This window comes from Arthrobacter sp. 10N418, from assembly GCF_056394725.1.
On record NZ_JBFTIK010000003.1, the window covers coordinates 90,993 to 107,323 of the forward strand.

The following is a 16,331-nucleotide window of genomic DNA, read 5'->3' on the forward strand; positions in this document are numbered from 1 at the left end:
GAGAAAGGCGCCCGCCGTGAACGGAATCATGGAAGGCCTGCTGAACATCAGTCCCGCGCTGGCTTTCACCATCGTGGGGTGCCTGGTTTTCGCTGAGGACGCGGTGTTCATCGGGTTCGTGTTCCCGGGAGAGACCGCCGCGGTACTGGGAGGCGTTGTCGCCAGCCGCGGCGAGGTGCCGCTGTGGGGCATGGTTGCGGTCGTTGTGCTGGCCGCGGTGGCTGGCGACACGGTCGGCTACGAGCTCGGAAAGCACCTCGGTCCCAGGTTGCTGGATTCCGGGGTCATGAAGAACCGGCGCGCCGCCCTGGCCAAGGCCCAGGAGTTCCTGCGCCGGCGCGGCGGATCGGCCGTCTTCCTCGGCCGCTTCGTGGCGTTCTTCAGGGCCGTCATGCCGGCCCTGGCCGGGACCTCGCGGATGCACTACCCGCGCTTCCTGGCCTTCAATGCCGCCGGGGGCCTCGTCTGGGGTGCCGGCTTCGTCCTGCTGGGCTTCTTTGCGGGCAATTCCTATGAAGCCGTCGCCAAGGCTGCCGGCCGGGACATCACGGCAGGTGTCCTGGTGCTCGGCGTGCTCGCCCTGATCATCTGGCGTATCCGCCGTGCCCGCGTCAACCGCCGGCAGTCGGAGGAACCTTCCGATCCCCCTTCAGAGCCGAAGGGCCCTGCGGAGCCGGGAGTCACAGGCGGCCCCGGGAACCCGGGGGGTCCTAACGGCCCATGACAGCCGGGCCCACGAACGGGTCGATGGCCAGGGCGATGAACAGCAGGGTGAGGTAGCTGATGGAGCCGTGGAAGACCTTCATCGCGCCCTTGTTGGAGACGTCGCCGCCCTGTGCGCGGGTGTGCAGCGCATGGGACTCGTAAAGGAACCAGGCTCCGGCGAAAACGGCCGTGACCGTGTAGATCCAGCCCGCTCCGCCGGCCGGGACCATCAGCAGGGAACACGCCACCATGGCCCACGCGTACAGGACGACCTGCACTGAGACGACCTTGGCGCCGGCTATGGCGCCGAGCATCGGCACGTTGGCGTTGCGGTAGTCCTCGCCGTAGCGCATGGAGAGCGGCCAGTAGTGCGGCGGGGTCCAGAGGAAGATCACCATGAAGAGCACGACGGCGGGCCACTGCACCGTGTTGGTCACGGCGGCCCAGGCGATGAGTACCGGGAAGCAGCCGGCAGCGCCGCCCCAGACGATGTTCTGAGCGGTGCGGCGCTTGAGGATCATGGTGTAGATGACCACGTAAAAGACAATGGCGCCGAGACCGAGCCAGGCCGAGAGCGGGTTCGCGCCGAACCAGAGGATGGCCAGCGCCGCCGCACCAAGAAGCCAGGAGAAGACGAGCGCTTCCCGGGGGGTGACCTCGCCTGTGACCAGCGGCCGGTTCTCCGTGCGGTGCATGAGTTTGTCGATGTCGCGGTCGATGTAGCAGTTGAACGCGCCCGCGCTGCCTGCCGCGAAGGCTCCGCCGACAAGAGTCGCCAGGATCAGGCCGATCGAGGGGAACCCGCGCTGTGCGTAGATCATGGTCGGGAGCGTGCTGACCAGCAGGAGCTCGATGACGCGGGGCTTCGTGAGAGCCAGGTAGGCCTTGGCTTTGCGGGCGAAGCCGGTCCGTCCCCGGGCCGGGGAGGCGTTCAGCGGCGTATCTGTTGTGCTCACGGTGGCAGTCACTCTGTTCTGTCTGGCTGTTCAGTCCGGCTGGGAATTCGCACCACCGGTAGCGTAAGGAAACGGTCCACGCCCGGGACACGCGCGTGTCCCCGCCCCCGGTGGAAGCCACGTCCCATCATACCGTGGTGCCGCAGGCGCGGACGTCCCGGGAACGGCGCTGTGGCGCACGCCATGATTCCGGCACGTTAACGCGTGCTCACCGCCGCTCCCCTGCGTGGTGATTCATATAAGCCGAAATGCGGTCCAATTGGTGAGATATACGCTGCCCGCCCAGTGGAATAGGGCTAAGCTGTCTGCAGATCAGCGCACACGGGCGATTGCGCAAAAAGGCGTTTCCCGCATCTGTTGATGCGTCTGAATGATAGATCAACGTTTCGATGGTGAACGGCTGGTACGAACCGCAGCGGGCACCGAACTGTGCCCGGGACCGGACCGACCGTACCGCCGGCCGTCAGCACAGAGAGGGGCCCGGTTTTCGTGCCACATTTGGAAGAGCAAGAACTGTCATGGACCAGCTTGGACCAGCGCGCCGTGGACACTGTCCGCGTGCTGGCCGCCGATGCGGTGGAGAAGGTCGGTAACGGCCACCCCGGCACAGCGATGAGCCTGGCCCCGGCCGCCTACCTTCTTTTCCAGAAGCTGATGCGGCACGACCCGAAGCATCCGGACTGGCTGGGCCGGGACCGGTTCGTCCTCTCCCCTGGCCACACCTCCCTGACCCTGTACATCCAGCTTTTCCTCTCCGGTTACGGACTGGAGCTGAAGGACCTGCAGGCGCTCCGGACCTGGGGATCGCTGACCCCGGGCCACCCTGAGTACAAGCACACCTCCGGTGTGGAGATCACCACCGGCCCGCTGGGCCAGGGCCTGGCCTCCGCGGTCGGCTTCGCCTACTCCCAGCGACGCCAGCGTGGCCTTTTCGACGCCGACGCCGCCCCGGGCACCAGCCCCTTCGATCACACCATCTGGGTGATCGCCTCCGACGGCGACATGCAGGAGGGCGTGACGTCCGAGGCGTCCTCGCTGGCCGGCCACCAGGAGCTCGGCAATCTCGTCGTGATCTACGACGAGAACCACATCTCCATCGAGGACGACACCGACGTCGCCTTCACCGAGGATGTCCTGAAGCGCTATGAGGCCTACGGCTGGCACGTCCAGCGCGTGGACTGGACCAGGACGGGCGAATACGTCGAAGACGTCCCGGAGCTCTACGCCGCCCTCCGCGCCGCGAAAGCCGAGACCGGCAAGCCCTCCATCATTTCGCTGCGGACCATCATCGGATACCCGGCCCCGAAAAAGCAGAACACCGGCAAGATCCATGGCTCGGCCCTGGGCGCGGAGGAAGTCGCGGGGCTGAAGAAGGTCCTCGGCTTCGACCCCGAGCGTTCCTTCCAGGTCGACGAGGACGTCCTGGCCCACACCCGTCAGGCCGGGGAGCGCGGTGCCGCCGTGCGCCGGGACTGGCAGGGGGCCTTTGAGGCCTGGCAGGCCGGCAACCCGGAGGCCGCGGCCCTGCTGGAACGCGTCGGGGCCCGTAAGCTGCCGGCCGAGTTCGACGCCGCACTGCCGGTGTTTGAAGCCGGCAAGGATGTCTCCACCCGGGCCGCGTCCGGCAAGGTACTGAACGCGATCGGTCCGGTCATGCCGGAACTGTGGGGCGGTTCGGCCGACCTTGCCGAATCGAACAACACCACGATCGAGGGGTCGCCGTCGTTCATTCCGGCGTCCCGGCAGACTGAGGCGTGGAAGGGCAACCCCTACGGCCGGGTCCTGCACTTCGGTATCCGCGAGCACGCCGCGGCCTCCATCGTGAACGGCATCTCCCTGCACGGTGCGACCCGCGCATTCTCCGGCACCTTCCTGATCTTCAGCGACTACCAGCGCCCCGCGATCCGCCTCGGCGCCCTGATGGGCGTCCCGTCGCTGTACGTGTGGACCCACGACTCCATCGGACTGGGCGAGGACGGCCCCACGCACCAGCCCGTCGAGCAGCTGGCTTCGTTGCGTGCCGTCCCGGGTCTGGACGTCGTCCGCCCGGGCGACGCCAACGAGGTCGCCGCAGCATGGAAGAGCATGCTGGAGAATCACGCGAACCCTGCCGGGATCGTCCTGACCCGCCAGAACATCCCGACCTACGCCCGGGGCGGGGGCGACGCCGAGGGCGACACCTTCGGTTCCACCGCCGGCGTTGCGAAGGGCGGCTACGTCCTGGCCGAGGCTTCCCGGGACGGCGCCACCGCCCCCGCCGAGGTCATCCTCATCGGCACCGGCTCCGAGGTCCAGCTGGCCGTCCAGGCCCGCGAGGCCCTCCAGGCCGAGGGAATCCCCACCCGCGTGGTGTCCATGCCGTGCGTGGAGTGGTTCAACCGCCAGGATGCCGCTTACCGCGAGGCCGTCCTGCCCGCCGCCGTCAAGGCCCGTGTCTCCGTGGAGGCCGGCCTCGCCCTCGGCTGGAAGGACTTCGTCGGCGACGCCGGCCGCAGCATCTCGCTCGAGCACTTCGGTGCCTCCGCGGACTACAAGAGGCTCTTCCAGGAATTCGGCATCACCGCGGAAGCAGTCGCCGCGGCAGCCAAGGAATCCCTTGCCGGCCTCACGGCCTGACCCACACCTGCCCTGTTTCAAGGACCCAGATTTCCAGGAGTTATCCCATGAACACCACCCCCACCCAGCAGTTGTCCGACGCCGGCGTCTCCATCTGGCTCGATGATCTCTCCCGCGGACGCCTCGCCACCGGCACGCTGCGCAAGCTCATCGAAGAGAAGAATGTCGTGGGCGTCACCACGAACCCCAGCATCTTCCACGCCGCCATCACCACCGGCCACGACTACGACGCCAAGATCAGGGAGATGGCCGCAGCCGGCGCCAGTGTCGAGGCGACCGTCTTCGCGATCACCACGACCGACGTCGCCGATGCCTGCGATCTCTTCGCCCCCGTGGCTGCGGCCACGAAGGGCGTAGACGGACGTGTGTCCATCGAGGTGGACCCCCGCCTCGCCTGGGACACCGCCGGGACGATCACCGAAGCCAAGGAACTTTACGGCCAGGTCAACAAGGACAATGTCCTGATCAAGATCCCGGCCACCGTCGAAGGACTGGAAGCGATCACCGCCACCCTGGCGGCCGGCATCAGCGTCAACGTGACACTGATCTTCTCCCTCGAGCGGTACCGCGCCGTCATCAACGCGTTCCAGTCCGGCCTGGAGCAGGCCAGGGAAAACGGCCACGACCTCTCCACGATCCACTCGGTGGCATCCTTCTTCGTCTCCCGCGTGGACACCGAGATCGACAAGCGCCTTGACGCGATCGGTACGGACGAGGCCCGGGCACTCAAGGGCAAGGCCGGTGTGGCCAACGGCCGCCTTGCCTACCAGGTCTACGAGGAGCTTTTCTCCACCGAGCGCTGGGGTCTTCTGGCTGACGCCGGCGCGCTCCCCCAGCGGCCGCTCTGGGCGTCCACCGGCGTCAAGGACCCGGCATACCCGGACACCCTGTACGTCACCGAGCTCGTCGCCCCCGGCGTCGTGAACACCATGCCGGAAAAGACGCTCGACGCGACCTTCGACCACGGCACTGTCACGGGCAACACGATCTCCCGCGGCTACGACGACGCCAACGCCACGCTCAACGCGCTCGATGCCCTCGGCATCTCCTACAACGACGTTGTCGCGGTGCTCGAGTCCGAAGGCCTCGACAAGTTCGTGGCAAGCTGGAAGGAACTGCTGGCCGACGTCGAGGTGGCCCTCGCCGCTGCACGGAAGGACGCCTAGCCCACATGACCACTCTCAGCTACGACGCCACGGGCGCTGCCCGCCAGGCCCACGAACAGCACCTGCCCGCACTGCTCGAGGACCGGGTCGCCACCCGGATCTTCGCCAAGGACGCGACCCTGTGGGGTCCCGACGCCGAGTCCGAGGCCTCCGTCCGGCTCGGCTGGGTCGAGGCGGCCACCGTCTCCCAGCCGCTCGTGGCGGACATCCTGGCACTCCGCGACGCCCTCCGGTCCGAGGGTGTTAACCGGATCGTCCTGTGCGGCATGGGGGGTTCCTCGCTGGCCCCTGAAGTCATTGCCGGAACCGCCGGCGTCGAGCTGACCGTGCTGGACAGCACCGACCCGGAGCAGGTTGCCGCCGCGCTGGCGGACCGCCTCGCTGAGACGGCAATCGTGGTGTCCTCCAAATCCGGTTCCACACTGGAGACGGATTCGCAGCGCCGGATCTTTGAATACGCCTTTACCGAGGCGGGCCTCGACGCCAAGAGCCGGATCATCATCGTCACCGACCCGGGCTCGCCGCTGGACAAGGCCTCCCGTGAGGCCGGCTACCGGGCCGTCTTCAACGCGGACCCGAACGTCGGCGGGCGCTACTCGGCGCTCACGGCGTTCGGCCTCGTTCCCTGCGGCCTTGCCGGAGTGGACATCCAGGCGTTCCTGGACGAAGCCGAAGAAGCCGCCGAGGTCCTCAACGAGGACTCGGAGGACAATATCGGCCTCGCCCTCGGCACCGCACTGGGCGGGACAAGCCCGCTGCGCAACAAAATCGTGATCGCCGAGGACGGCTCCGGAATCGTGGGCTTCGCAGATTGGGCGGAACAGCTCATCGCTGAATCCACGGGCAAGCTCGGCACAGGCGTTCTGCCGGTTGTCGCCGGCCCCGCCTCGCCGGAGGCCACCCTCGGCGCCCCCGATGTCCTGGTCATCCGGCTCGTCGCGGCCGATGCGGACGTCGTACTCGCTGAAAACGAGGTTGCGATCGCCGGCGGCCTGCCCACCCAGATGATGGCGTGGGAATTCGCCACCGCCGTGGCCGGCCGCCTGCTGGGCATCAACCCCTTTGACCAGCCCGACGTCGAAGCCGCCAAGGTCGCCGCCCGCGGACTGCTGGATGCGCAGCCGGAACCGACGCCGGCGAGCTTCACCGACGGCGCCATCGAGGTCCGCGGCGGCGCGTGGCTCGGCGGTGCGGCTACGGCGGCGGAAGCCGTCAGCGCACTCCTAGCGGAACTCGGTGCGGACGGCTACCTCAGCGTCCAGGCCTACTTCGACCGCCTGGCTTATGCCCCCCTGGAAGGGGTCCGGGACCAGCTGGCCGCCATCAGCTCCCGCCCCGTCACGTTCGGCTGGGGACCGCGCTTCCTGCACTCCACCGGCCAGTTCCACAAGGGCGGCCCGGCAATTGGCGTGTTCCTCCAGGTCACGGCGGCGTCCGCGACCGATCTTGCCATCCCGGACCGGCCTTTCACCTTCGGTGAGCTGATCTCGGCGCAGGCGGCCGGGGACGCCCAGGTCCTTTCCGAGCACGGCCGGCCGGTCCTCCGGCTGCACCTCACCGACCGTGCAACGGGCGTCCGGCAACTGCAGGACCTCGTCGTGTCACTGGCCGGCAAGGCCGCACTCTCCACTGAAAGCTAAGGCACCCACGCAACCATGCCAGAAACTTACATCGGCGGCAGGAGTCCTGCGGGCCGGGGGCGCAACCCGCTCCGGGACCCCCGCGACCGCCGCCTGAACCGTATTGCCGGGCCGTCCTCCCTGGTCCTCTTCGGGGTGACCGGGGATCTCGCCCGCAAGAAGCTCATGCCGGCCGTGTACGACCTCGCCAACCGCGGGCTGCTGCCGCCAAGCTTCGCCCTCGTGGGCTTCGCCCGGCGGCAGTGGGAGAACGAGGACTTCGCGGCCGAGGTTAAGGAGTCCGTGAAGACCTACGCCCGCACCCCGTTTGATGAAACGGTGTGGAAGCAGCTTTCCGAGGGCATCCGCTTCGTGCAGGGCGAGTTCGACGACGACGAGGCGTTCAAGCGCCTCAGCGACACAATCGACGAGCTCGACGAGCAGCGCGGCACGCGGGGAAACCACGCGTTCTACCTGTCCATCCCGCCGAAGGCCTTTGAGCAGGTCTGCCGCCAGCTCTCCAAGCACGGCCTGGCCCAGGCCGAGGGCGACAAGTGGCGCCGGGTGGTCATTGAAAAGCCGTTCGGGCACGACCTCGAATCGGCCCGCCAGCTCAACGACATCGTCGAGTCGGTCTTCCCGCCGGACGCGGTCTTCAGGATCGACCACTACCTCGGCAAGGAGACGGTGCAGAACATCCTGGCGCTGCGCTTCGCGAACCAGCTGTTCGAGCCGCTATGGAACGCGAACTACGTGGACCACGTCCAGATCACCATGGCTGAGGACATCGGCACCGGCGGCCGCGCAGGCTATTACGACGGCGTCGGTGCGGCCCGCGATGTCATCCAGAACCACCTCCTGCAGCTGCTCGCACTGACCGCCATGGAGGAACCGATTTCCTTCAACGCGGACGACCTCCGTGCCGAGAAGGAAAAGGTCCTGGCGGCCGTGCGGTTGCCGGAGGACCTTTCCACCCACTCCGCGCGCGGCCAGTTCACCGGCGGCTGGCAGGGCGGCGAAGAGGTCCTCGGCTACCTGGACGAGGACGGCATCCCGGCCGATTCCAAGACCGAGACGTTCGCGGCGATCCGGGTGGACATCAACACCCGGCGCTGGTCCGGTGTGCCGTTCTACCTGCGGGCCGGCAAACGGCTGGGGCGCAGGGTGACCGAAATCGCCGTAGTGCTCAAGCGCGCGCCGAACCTGCTCTTTACGGACCACGGCGAGGACGACTTCGGCCAGAACGCGGTGGTTATCCGCGTCCAGCCCGATGAAGGCGCCACCATCCGGTTCGGCTCCAAGGTCCCTGGCACGCAGATGGAAGTCCGTGATGTCACGATGGACTTCGGCTACGGCCACTCCTTCACGGAGTCCAGCCCCGAAGCCTACGAGCGGCTCATACTTGACGTGCTGCTGGGAGAACCGCCGCTGTTCCCCCGACATCAGGAAGTGGAGCTGTCCTGGAAGATCCTGGATCCGTTCGAGGACTACTGGGCCGGCCTCGACGAGCAGCCGGAGCCCTACGCGCCCGGCAGCTGGGGCCCCGCCTCGGCCGACGAGCTGCTCGCCCGCGACGGACGAACCTGGAGAAGGCCATGATCGTAGATCTTCCTGACACAACAACTTCCAAGATTTCCAAGAAGATCATGGCCCTGCGTGAGCAGGGCGGTGTGATCGCCCTGGGCCGGGTGCTGACCCTCGTGGTCGTCACCCGGTCCGGGCTCGAGGAGGAGGCCATTGAGGCGGCCAACGAGGCCAGCCGGGAACACCCGTGCCGCATCATCGTCCTCGCCGACGCCGGGTCTTCGGCGCCGACGCGCCTCGACGCCCAGATCAGGGTCGGCGGCGACGCCGGGGCGTCCGAAGTGATCCTGCTCCGCGGCTATGGCGAGCTGGCGGAGGAAAGCGAGTCCCTCGTGGCTGCCCTGCTGCTGCCGGACGCGCCGATCGTGGCGTGGTGGCCGCACGGTGCCCCGAAGAACGCCTGCCAGACGTCGATCGGGCGGATCGCGCACCGGCGCATCACGGACTCGGCCAACGAGGCGGACCCGGTGACGGCGCTGGAAAACATCCGCCGCACCTACAAAGCCGGCGACACCGACCTCGCCTGGACCCGCCTGACCAACTGGCGCATCCAGCTGGCCGCGGTCCTGGACCAGGTGGACGACTCCCCGGTGACGGCCGTCGCCGTCGAGGGCGCCTCGGACTCCCCCAGCACCATTCTGCTCGCAGCCTGGCTCACACTGGCGCTGGACGTTCCTGTGACCATCGTCGCGGACCCGGCCGGGACGGGGATCCGGCGCGTCCGCCTCGGCCGCACCGGCGGCGATATCCAGCTGTTCCGGCCCGGACTCACGGTGGCGGAGCTGACGCAGCCCGGCCAGCCCGCGCAGCGCATCTCCCTCCCGCGGCGCAGCCTCAAGGACTGCCTCGCCGAAGAACTGCGGCGCCTTGATCCGGACGAAGTCTTCGGAGAAGTGATTACTATTGGACTGCCACGTACCAACCTAAGGAGTGTCCGTCCCAGTGAGCGCTGACCCCAGAGTAAGCATCCATCCTGACTCGAATGTGCTCATGGCCGCGATCGCGGCACGGCTGATAACCAAGCTCGTGGATATCCAGGACCGGCACGGCGAGGCGACTGTGGTGCTTACCGGGGGGTCCATGGGGATCGGCTCGCTCAAGGCTGTGGCCGAGTCGCCGGCGGCGCCCGCCGTCGACTGGACCAAGGTCAACTTCTGGTGGGGCGATGAGCGCTTCGTGGCAGCTGACGACGCGGAGCGCAACGCCCGCCAGGCGGAGGATGCCCTCCTGTCACGCATCAGCGTTGATCCGGCCCGTGTGCATGTTCCCGGGTCTTCGGACGATTTCGAGACTCCTGAAGACGCAGCCGCGGACTACGCGCGCCGCCTGAGCGAGGCGGCCGCCGCCGAGCACGCCGCGGACATGTCCGATGACCGTCCGGAACATCCGGGACGCCTTCCCCGCTTGGATATCGTCCTGCTGGGTGTCGGACCGGACGCCCACATCGCGTCCCTGTTCCCCGAGCAGACCGGCATCCGCGAGAAGGAGCTGACGGTCGTGGGCGTCCGCAACTCCCCCAAGCCGCCCCCTGGGAGGGTGTCCCTCACGCTGCCGGCCATCAACACGGCAGCGGAAGTGTGGATGGTGGTGGCCGGTGAAGACAAAGCCGGCGCCGTGGGCCTGGCGCTGGCCGGGGCCAACCCGGTACAGGTGCCGGCGGCGGGTCCGCGGGGGCGCCGCCGGACGCTGTGGCTGATCGACGAAAACGCGGCCTCACGCGTCCCGGAACAGCTAGTCCGGAAGGGCCCGTCGGGCGCGTAGGCGCTCCAGCGCTCCAGCGAGCACGTCTTCGGCGTCCTGGCTGGAGCGCCGCTCTTTAACGTATTCGAGGTGGGTCTTGAAGCCTTCGGCGGGGACGTCTTCGAGGGCGAATTTTGCCTCGTCCCGGGTAGCCGTGCCGCCGCACCGCCGGCAGTCCCAGACGCCCGGGATCTGGTCCTCGGGGAGCTGTGCGAAGACCAGGGCAGTTTCATGGCCTTTGGCACAAAGGTAGGACACACGAATACGGGGCTGGCGTACGCCAGCCCCGTCAAGTGGCTCGTGGCGGGGTGTTGCCCCTTCGGTCGCACCCACACGGATGCCCCTGAATCCGGAAGCAGAATGCAGCATCGGGAACTCCTGGCTACTCAGCTGGTGGAATGGTGCTTACCTTCAGCGACAGTGTAGTTCGCGGGTTCCCGATGCCGGCAGGGCCGCAAGGCCCCTTGCAAAGTTCCTGAAAAGAGGCGTCTAGGAACTGGCCCCGGTGCTGAACCGCATGAGGAGTCCGAGGGCGATGATGACGACCGCCCAGGTGACGCCCAGGATGATCGTGAACCGGTTGAGGTTCCGCTCGGCGACGCCCGAGGAGCTCAGGCCTGAGCTCATGCCGCCGCCGAACATGTCGGACAGCCCGCCGCCACGGCCTTTGTGGAGCAGGATGAGCAAAGTCAGCAGGAGGCTGGTGATGCCCAGGAGAACCTGCAGAATGACATGAAGAACGTCCACGACGGCCTTTCAGAAGATTTGGATTGCGGGGGCCACGCCTGTGTCCGGTCTAATCCGTCAGCAGGTGACTCTCGAACCTGACAATATTAGCAAACTCGGCAGCATCCAGGCTGGCGCCGCCCACGAGCAGCCCGTCGACGTCGCGCTCCCTGAGGATTGACGCTGCGTTGTTCGCCTTGACCGAGCCGCCGTAGAGGAGCCGGGTCTTGGCCGCGACGTCCGCTCCGAAGAGGGTGGACAGCTCGGCGCGGATGGCCGCGCACATTTCCTGCGCGTCTCCCGGGCCTGCCACTTCACCGGTCCCGATCGCCCAGACGGGCTCGTACGCGACGACGAGGCCGGCGGCCTGCTCGGCAGTGAGGGCTTCGACGCCGGCCCGCAGCTGGGCGAGGGTGTGGTCCACGTGCGTTCCGGCCTGGCGGATTTCCAGGCCTTCGCCGACGCAGAGCACGGGGGTGATGCCGTGGCGGAAGGCGGCCTTGGTCTTGGCGTTGAGGACGTCGTCGGACTCGTTGTGGATGGTGCGGCGTTCACTGTGGCCGACCAGGACGTAGGTGCAGCCGAGCTTGGCGAGGAACTGTCCCGAGATATCGCCGGTGTACGCGCCGGAGTCGAACTGGGAGAGGTCCTGGCCGCCGTAGACGACCTTGAGCTCATCGCCCTGGACGAGGGTCTGGACGCCGCGGAGATCCGTGTACGGAGGGAAAACGGCCACCTCGGCGCGGCTGTAATCGTGCTTGGCGTCGGACAGGGTCCACGCGAGCTTCTGCAGAAGCGTGATGCCCTGGACATGGTCCATGTTCATCTTCCAGTTGCCTGCGATGAGGGGCGTGCGGTCGAAGGTGCCGTTGGTTGACGTTGTCACGTGATCTCCAGGAGAAGTGGTGCGGATCAAGAAAGTCTGGTGGTGAAAAAGCCGGCAGGGCGCCCCGCTGGGTGCGGGCGGCGCCCTGCCGGTCGGTGCTACTACCGGTCCAGTACGCTCAGGCCGGGCAGTTCCTTGCCCTCAAGGTACTCGAGGCTGGCGCCGCCGCCCGTGGAAATGTGGCCGAACTGGTCATCGGCAAAACCCAGGGTCCGCACCGCCGCAGCGGAGTCGCCGCCGCCGACGACCGTGAACGCCTCGGTCTGCGTGAGCGCCTGGGCGATTGCCCGGGTGCCGGCCGCGAAGGCCGCGAACTCGAAGACGCCCATGGGTCCGTTCCAGAACACGGTCCTGGCTCCCTTGATCCGTTCCGCGAAAGCGGCTGCCGATTCCGGCCCGATGTCCAGGCCGACGCCCTGCCGGGCGAAGGCGCCGGACTCGATGGCGTCGGCAGGGACGGTCTCGTGCTCCGCGTCCGCCGCGAACTTGCTGGCCACCACGACGTCCGTGGGAACCACGAATTCGGTGCCGGCATCCGCGGCCCGCTTCAGGTAGGCCTGGACCACGGGGATCTGGTCCTGTTCGAGCAGGCTGCCCGCCACCTTGTGGCCCTCAGCCGCGAGGAAGGTGAACAGCATGCCGCCGCCCACCAGGATCGTGTCCGCCTTGCCGATCAGGTTCTCGATGACCGCAAGCTTGTCCGAGACCTTGGAACCACCAAGCACAACGACGTACGGGCGCTGGGTGTCCGTGGTGAGCTTGCGCAGCACCTCGACCTCCGTGCGCACGAGGTCGCCCTGGTAGGACGGCAGCCGCGTGGCGACGTCGTAGACGGACGCGTGCTTGCGGTGCACGGCACCGAAGGCGTCGTCGACGAACGCTCCATCGGAGCCCGTGAGCGCCACGAGCTCGTCTGCGAACGCGCCGCGCTCGGCGTCGTCCTTTGAGGTCTCGCGGGCGTCGAAGCGCACGTTCTCCAGGACCAGGACTTCGCCGTCCTGGAGCGCGGACGCCAGCTCCTTGGCGGACTTGCCGACCGTATCGCCGGCCAGTGAGACCTTGAACGGGGCAAGCTCCGCCAGGCGCGCGACCGCGGGCTTGAGCGAATACTTCTCTTCAGGGGCGCCCTTGGGGCGTCCCAGGTGTGCTGTGACCAGCACGCGGGCACCGGCGTCCGTGAGCTTCGCCAGCACTGGCAGGGAGGCCTTGATGCGGCCGTCGTCAGTCACTGTAGAGCCGTCGAGCGGCACGTTCAGGTCACTTCTGACCAGAACGTACCGCCCGCGGACACCATCAGCGATCAGTTCGTTGAGGGTGTGGAATGTCATGAGTCCTACCCTAGCCCAGCTTGTCTGCGACGAGCTCCGTGAGGTCCACCAGGCGGTTGGAGTAGCCCCATTCGTTGTCATACCAGGAAACAACCTTGACCTGGTTTCCGATTACCTTGGTGAGGCCGGAGTCGAAGATGGAGGATGCCGGGTCGCCCACGATGTCCGAGGACACGATCGGCTCGTCGGTGTAGGTCAGGAGGCCCTTGAGTTCCTCGGACTCCGACGCCGCCTTGAGGGCTGCGTTCACTTCGGCCACCGTGGTTTCGCGGGACACGGTGACGGTCAGGTCCGTCGCGGAACCCGTCGGGACCGGGACGCGGATGGCGTAGCCATCGAGCTTGCCCTTGAGCTCGGGCAGGACCAGGCCGATTGCCTTGGCCGCACCCGTGGAGGTGGGGACCATGTTGATCGCGGCAGCGCGGGCCCGGCGGAGGTCCTTGTGCGGGCCGTCCTGCAGGTTCTGGTCGGCCGTGTAGGCATGGATCGTCGTCATCAGGCCGCGCTCGATGCCGAAGGAGTCGTTGATGACCTTGGCCAGCGGGCCGAGGCAGTTCGTGGTGCACGAGGCGTTGGAGATGATGTGGTGCGCGGCCGGGTCGTAGAGGCCCTCGTTGACGCCCATGACGATCGTGATGTCCTCATCCGAGGCGGGTGCGGAGATCAGGACCTTCTTCGCGCCGGCGTCGATGTGCTTCTGCGCGTCGGCTGCCTTCGTGAAGAAGCCCGTGGACTCGATAACGATGTCGACGCCGAGCTCGCCCCAGGGAAGCTTGGCGGGGTCGCGCTCGGCGAGGACCTTGATGGACTTGCCGTCGACGACGATGTTGCCGTCCTTGACCTCGACGGTTTCCTTCAGGCGGCCGCCGACGGAGTCGTACTTGAGCAGGTGGGCGAGGGCTTCCGGGCTCGTGAGGTCGTTGACGGCAACGATCTCGAGGTCTGCACCCTGTGCCAGTGCTGCGCGGAAGTAGTTGCGGCCGATGCGGCCAAAGCCGTTGATGCCAATACGGGTCGTCACGTTTTCAGTCTCCTTGGTGCTTGTGCAAGCACGACTAGTTGAGTCAGGCGTTCAAGCCAACTAACAGATCCCGCACGCCATTGGGCAGAGATGATTACCAGATCGGAGGGCGACCAGCCACATTGCTGAAGGCTAACCGCCTTCCGTGACCTATCTTACGTTTAACTGGGTCTGCCCCCGCAAGTGCAGGGGCAGACCGTCCACGATTCGGGCCTAACGGAACGAATTGTGAGGTTTGTTACACGCAGGTGTCCGCCGGGTCACGCTAGAGGGTGATGAGCCCCGTGGCGTTCCTGCGGGCACCGTCGAAGCGCTTGGCGACATCAGCCCAGTTGACGATGTTCCAGAAAGCCTTGACGTAGTCGGCCTTGACGTTGACGTAGTCCAGGTAGAAGGCGTGCTCCCACATGTCCAGCATCAGCAGCGGGGTGGTGCCCAGCGCAACGTTGCCCTGCTGGTCGTAGAGCTGCTCGATGACGAGGTTGCCACCAATCGGCTCGTAGGCCAGGAAGCCCCAGCCCGAACCCTGCAGGCCCAGCGCCGCGGCGCTGAACTGGGCACGGAAGGCGTCAAAGGAGCCGAAGGCATCGTCGATCGCCGCAGCGAGCTCGCCCTCGGGCTTGTCGCCGCCGTCCGGCGAGAGGTTCTTCCAGAACACGGAGTGGTTGATGTGGCCGCCGGTGTGGAAGGCAAGGTCCTTGGAGAGGCGGTTGATGTTGGCGAAGTCGCCCTTCCCGCGCGCCTCGGCCAGCTGGGCGAGGGCGTTGTTGGCGCCGGCCACGTAGGCGGCGTGGTGCTTGCTGTGGTGCAGCTCCATGATCTTCGCGGAGATGTGCGGCTCCAGCGCTGCGTAGTCATAGTCGAGCTCGGGCAGTACGTACTCGGTCACAAAATCCTCCAATGTCGTGGACGGGTTGTCCGGTTCGGTAACTCTCGGATTGTGCATCCGGATGGCTGAGCACCCGGAAATCTGTTCTTGATTCTAGGACGGCGCTAGTCGTCCAGCATTTCGGGCGTCACATTGGCTTCCGTGCCGGGGATGCCGAGGTCCTGGGCGCGTTTGTCCGCCATGGCCAGGAGCCTGCGGATGCGACCGGCGATGGCGTCCTTGGTCATGACAGGGTCCGCGAGGCGGCCGAGCTCGTCCAGGCTCGCCTGCTTGTGGGCCACCCGCAGCTCGCCGGCGTACTTGAGGTGGTCCGGGACGTCGTCGCCGAGGATTTCCAGGGCGCGGTCGACGCGGGCGCCGGCGGCGACGGCGGCCTGCGCCGAACGGCGCAGGTTGGCGTCGTCGAAGTTGGCCAGGCGGTTGGCCGTGGCCCGGACCTCCTTGCGCATGCGCCGTTCTTCCCAGACCATGAGCGCGTCGTGCGCGCCCATCCGGGTCAGCAGCGCCGCGATGGTGTCGCCGTCGCGGATCACGACGCGGTCCACTCCCCTGACCTCGCGGGCCTTGGCCTGGATGCCAAGGCGCCGTGCGGCACCGACCAGGGCGAGTGCGGATTCGGGGCCGGGGCAGGTGACCTCCATGGCGGAGGAGCGTCCGGGCTCGGTGAGCGAGCCGTGGGCCAGGAAGGCGCCCCGCCACACCGCTTCGGCGTCGGCGGCGGAGCCGTTGACGACCACCGACGGCAGCCCGCGGACGGGACGCCCGCGGGCGTCCAAAAGACCCGTCTGGCGCGCGAGGGCCTCGCCGTCGCGGACTACGCGCACCACGTAGCGGCTGCCGCGGCGAAGCCCGCCGCCGGAGACGACGATGATCTCGCTCTGGTGGCCGTAGACCTCGGCGATGGCGGCGCGCAGCCGCCGGGCGGTCGAGGCGAGGTCGACTTCGGCCTCGATCACAATCCGGCCGGAGATGATGTGCAGGCCCCCGGCGAAGCGGAGCATGGCCGAGACCTCGGCCTTGCGGACGGATGACTTCTTGATATCCAGACGGGAAAGTTCTTCCTTGACTGATGCTGTCAGTGCCATGGCACCTTTC

General features: G+C 67.3%; 15 protein-coding genes. 7 read left to right on the forward strand and 8 right to left on the reverse strand.

The window, feature by feature from the left end; translation table 11 throughout:
* Positions 1-16 precede the first annotated feature (16 nt).
* Positions 17-724, forward strand: coding sequence for a DedA family protein (locus AC1DCZ_RS03140; RefSeq protein WP_476973350.1), 708 nt, complete (start codon positions 17-19; stop codon positions 722-724).
* Here AC1DCZ_RS03140 and AC1DCZ_RS03145 read toward each other — a convergent pair.
* Positions 711-1,673 (reverse strand): heme o synthase, encoded by a 963-nt coding sequence (locus AC1DCZ_RS03145; RefSeq protein WP_476973351.1) that lies wholly within the window; start codon positions 1,671-1,673, stop codon positions 711-713. The genes AC1DCZ_RS03140 and AC1DCZ_RS03145 overlap by 14 nt on opposite strands.
* Before the next feature lie 486 nt (positions 1,674-2,159).
* Here AC1DCZ_RS03145 and tkt point away from each other — a divergent pair, with 486 nt between their 5' ends.
* From tkt to pgl, 6 genes are read left to right on the forward strand one after another with little or no spacing between them, the layout of a single operon-like run.
* Positions 2,160-4,277, forward strand: coding sequence for a transketolase (tkt, locus tag AC1DCZ_RS03150; RefSeq protein WP_476973477.1), 2,118 nt, complete (start codon positions 2,160-2,162; stop codon positions 4,275-4,277).
* Positions 4,278-4,324: 47 nt separating this feature from the next.
* Positions 4,325-5,443 (forward strand): transaldolase, encoded by a 1,119-nt coding sequence (gene tal, locus AC1DCZ_RS03155; protein ID WP_476973352.1) that lies wholly within the window; start codon positions 4,325-4,327, stop codon positions 5,441-5,443.
* A gap of 5 nt (positions 5,444-5,448) precedes the next feature.
* A complete protein-coding gene (locus tag AC1DCZ_RS03160) occupies positions 5,449-7,083 on the forward strand; it encodes a glucose-6-phosphate isomerase (protein ID WP_476973353.1) in 1,635 nt (544 codons plus the stop codon).
* A gap of 15 nt (positions 7,084-7,098) precedes the next feature.
* Complete coding sequence (zwf, locus tag AC1DCZ_RS03165) at positions 7,099-8,661, forward strand: glucose-6-phosphate dehydrogenase (RefSeq protein WP_476973354.1); 1,563 nt, start codon at positions 7,099-7,101, stop codon at positions 8,659-8,661.
* Complete coding sequence (locus tag AC1DCZ_RS03170) at positions 8,658-9,599, forward strand: glucose-6-phosphate dehydrogenase assembly protein OpcA (RefSeq protein ID WP_476896537.1); 942 nt, start codon at positions 8,658-8,660, stop codon at positions 9,597-9,599. The genes zwf and AC1DCZ_RS03170 overlap by 4 nt, the downstream gene beginning before the upstream one ends.
* Positions 9,589-10,407 (forward strand): 6-phosphogluconolactonase, encoded by an 819-nt coding sequence (gene pgl / locus AC1DCZ_RS03175; protein ID WP_476896536.1) that lies wholly within the window; start codon positions 9,589-9,591, stop codon positions 10,405-10,407. Before AC1DCZ_RS03170 ends, pgl begins: the two co-directional genes overlap by 11 nt.
* Here pgl and AC1DCZ_RS03180 read toward each other — a convergent pair.
* The 7 genes from AC1DCZ_RS03180 to whiA form a co-directional block, all read right to left on the reverse strand.
* Positions 10,378-10,755, reverse strand: coding sequence for an RNA polymerase-binding protein RbpA (locus AC1DCZ_RS03180; protein WP_476896535.1), 378 nt, complete (start codon positions 10,753-10,755; stop codon positions 10,378-10,380). The two genes, pgl and AC1DCZ_RS03180, sit on opposite strands and share 30 nt — an antisense overlap.
* A 120-nt stretch (positions 10,756-10,875) precedes the next feature.
* Positions 10,876-11,133, reverse strand: coding sequence for a preprotein translocase subunit SecG (gene secG, locus AC1DCZ_RS03185; protein WP_476896534.1), 258 nt, complete (start codon positions 11,131-11,133; stop codon positions 10,876-10,878).
* Between the two features lie 49 nt (positions 11,134-11,182).
* Entirely contained in the window at positions 11,183-11,998 is an 816-nt protein-coding gene (tpiA, locus tag AC1DCZ_RS03190; RefSeq protein ID WP_476973355.1) for a triose-phosphate isomerase, read from the reverse strand.
* 101 nt (positions 11,999-12,099) lie between these two features.
* Positions 12,100-13,326: a phosphoglycerate kinase gene (locus AC1DCZ_RS03195; protein ID WP_476973356.1), complete on the reverse strand. Its 1,227-nt coding sequence runs from the start codon at positions 13,324-13,326 to the stop codon at positions 12,100-12,102.
* A 10-nt stretch (positions 13,327-13,336) separates the two neighbouring features.
* Positions 13,337-14,347: a type I glyceraldehyde-3-phosphate dehydrogenase gene (gap, locus tag AC1DCZ_RS03200; RefSeq protein WP_476973357.1), complete on the reverse strand. Its 1,011-nt coding sequence runs from the start codon at positions 14,345-14,347 to the stop codon at positions 13,337-13,339.
* 265 nt (positions 14,348-14,612) lie between these two features.
* On the reverse strand, positions 14,613-15,236 hold the full coding sequence (locus AC1DCZ_RS03205; protein WP_476973358.1) for a superoxide dismutase: 624 nt from the start codon (positions 15,234-15,236) through the stop codon (positions 14,613-14,615).
* 104 nt (positions 15,237-15,340) lie between these two features.
* Positions 15,341-16,321, reverse strand: a complete 981-nt coding sequence (gene whiA / locus AC1DCZ_RS03210; RefSeq protein ID WP_090577741.1) for a DNA-binding protein WhiA — start codon at positions 16,319-16,321, stop codon at positions 15,341-15,343.
* Positions 16,322-16,331 lie beyond the last annotated feature (10 nt).

Excerpts from the sequence above, each read along its gene's own strand:
- AC1DCZ_RS03160 (WP_476973353.1), top strand. The coding sequence starts at position 5,449 with ATGACCACTCTCAGCTACGACGCCACGGGCGCTGCCCGCCAGGCCCAC.
- AC1DCZ_RS03170 (WP_476896537.1), top strand. The coding sequence starts at position 8,658 with ATGATCGTAGATCTTCCTGACACAACAACTTCCAAGATTTCCAAGAAG.
- whiA (WP_090577741.1), bottom strand. The coding sequence starts at position 16,321 with ATGGCACTGACAGCATCAGTCAAGGAAGAACTTTCCCGTCTGGATATC.
- zwf (WP_476973354.1), top strand. The coding sequence starts at position 7,099 with ATGCCAGAAACTTACATCGGCGGCAGGAGTCCTGCGGGCCGGGGGCGC.
- AC1DCZ_RS03180 (WP_476896535.1), bottom strand. The coding sequence starts at position 10,755 with ATGCTGCATTCTGCTTCCGGATTCAGGGGCATCCGTGTGGGTGCGACC.
- tal (WP_476973352.1), top strand. The coding sequence starts at position 4,325 with ATGAACACCACCCCCACCCAGCAGTTGTCCGACGCCGGCGTCTCCATC.
- AC1DCZ_RS03195 (WP_476973356.1), bottom strand. The coding sequence starts at position 13,326 with ATGACATTCCACACCCTCAACGAACTGATCGCTGATGGTGTCCGCGGG.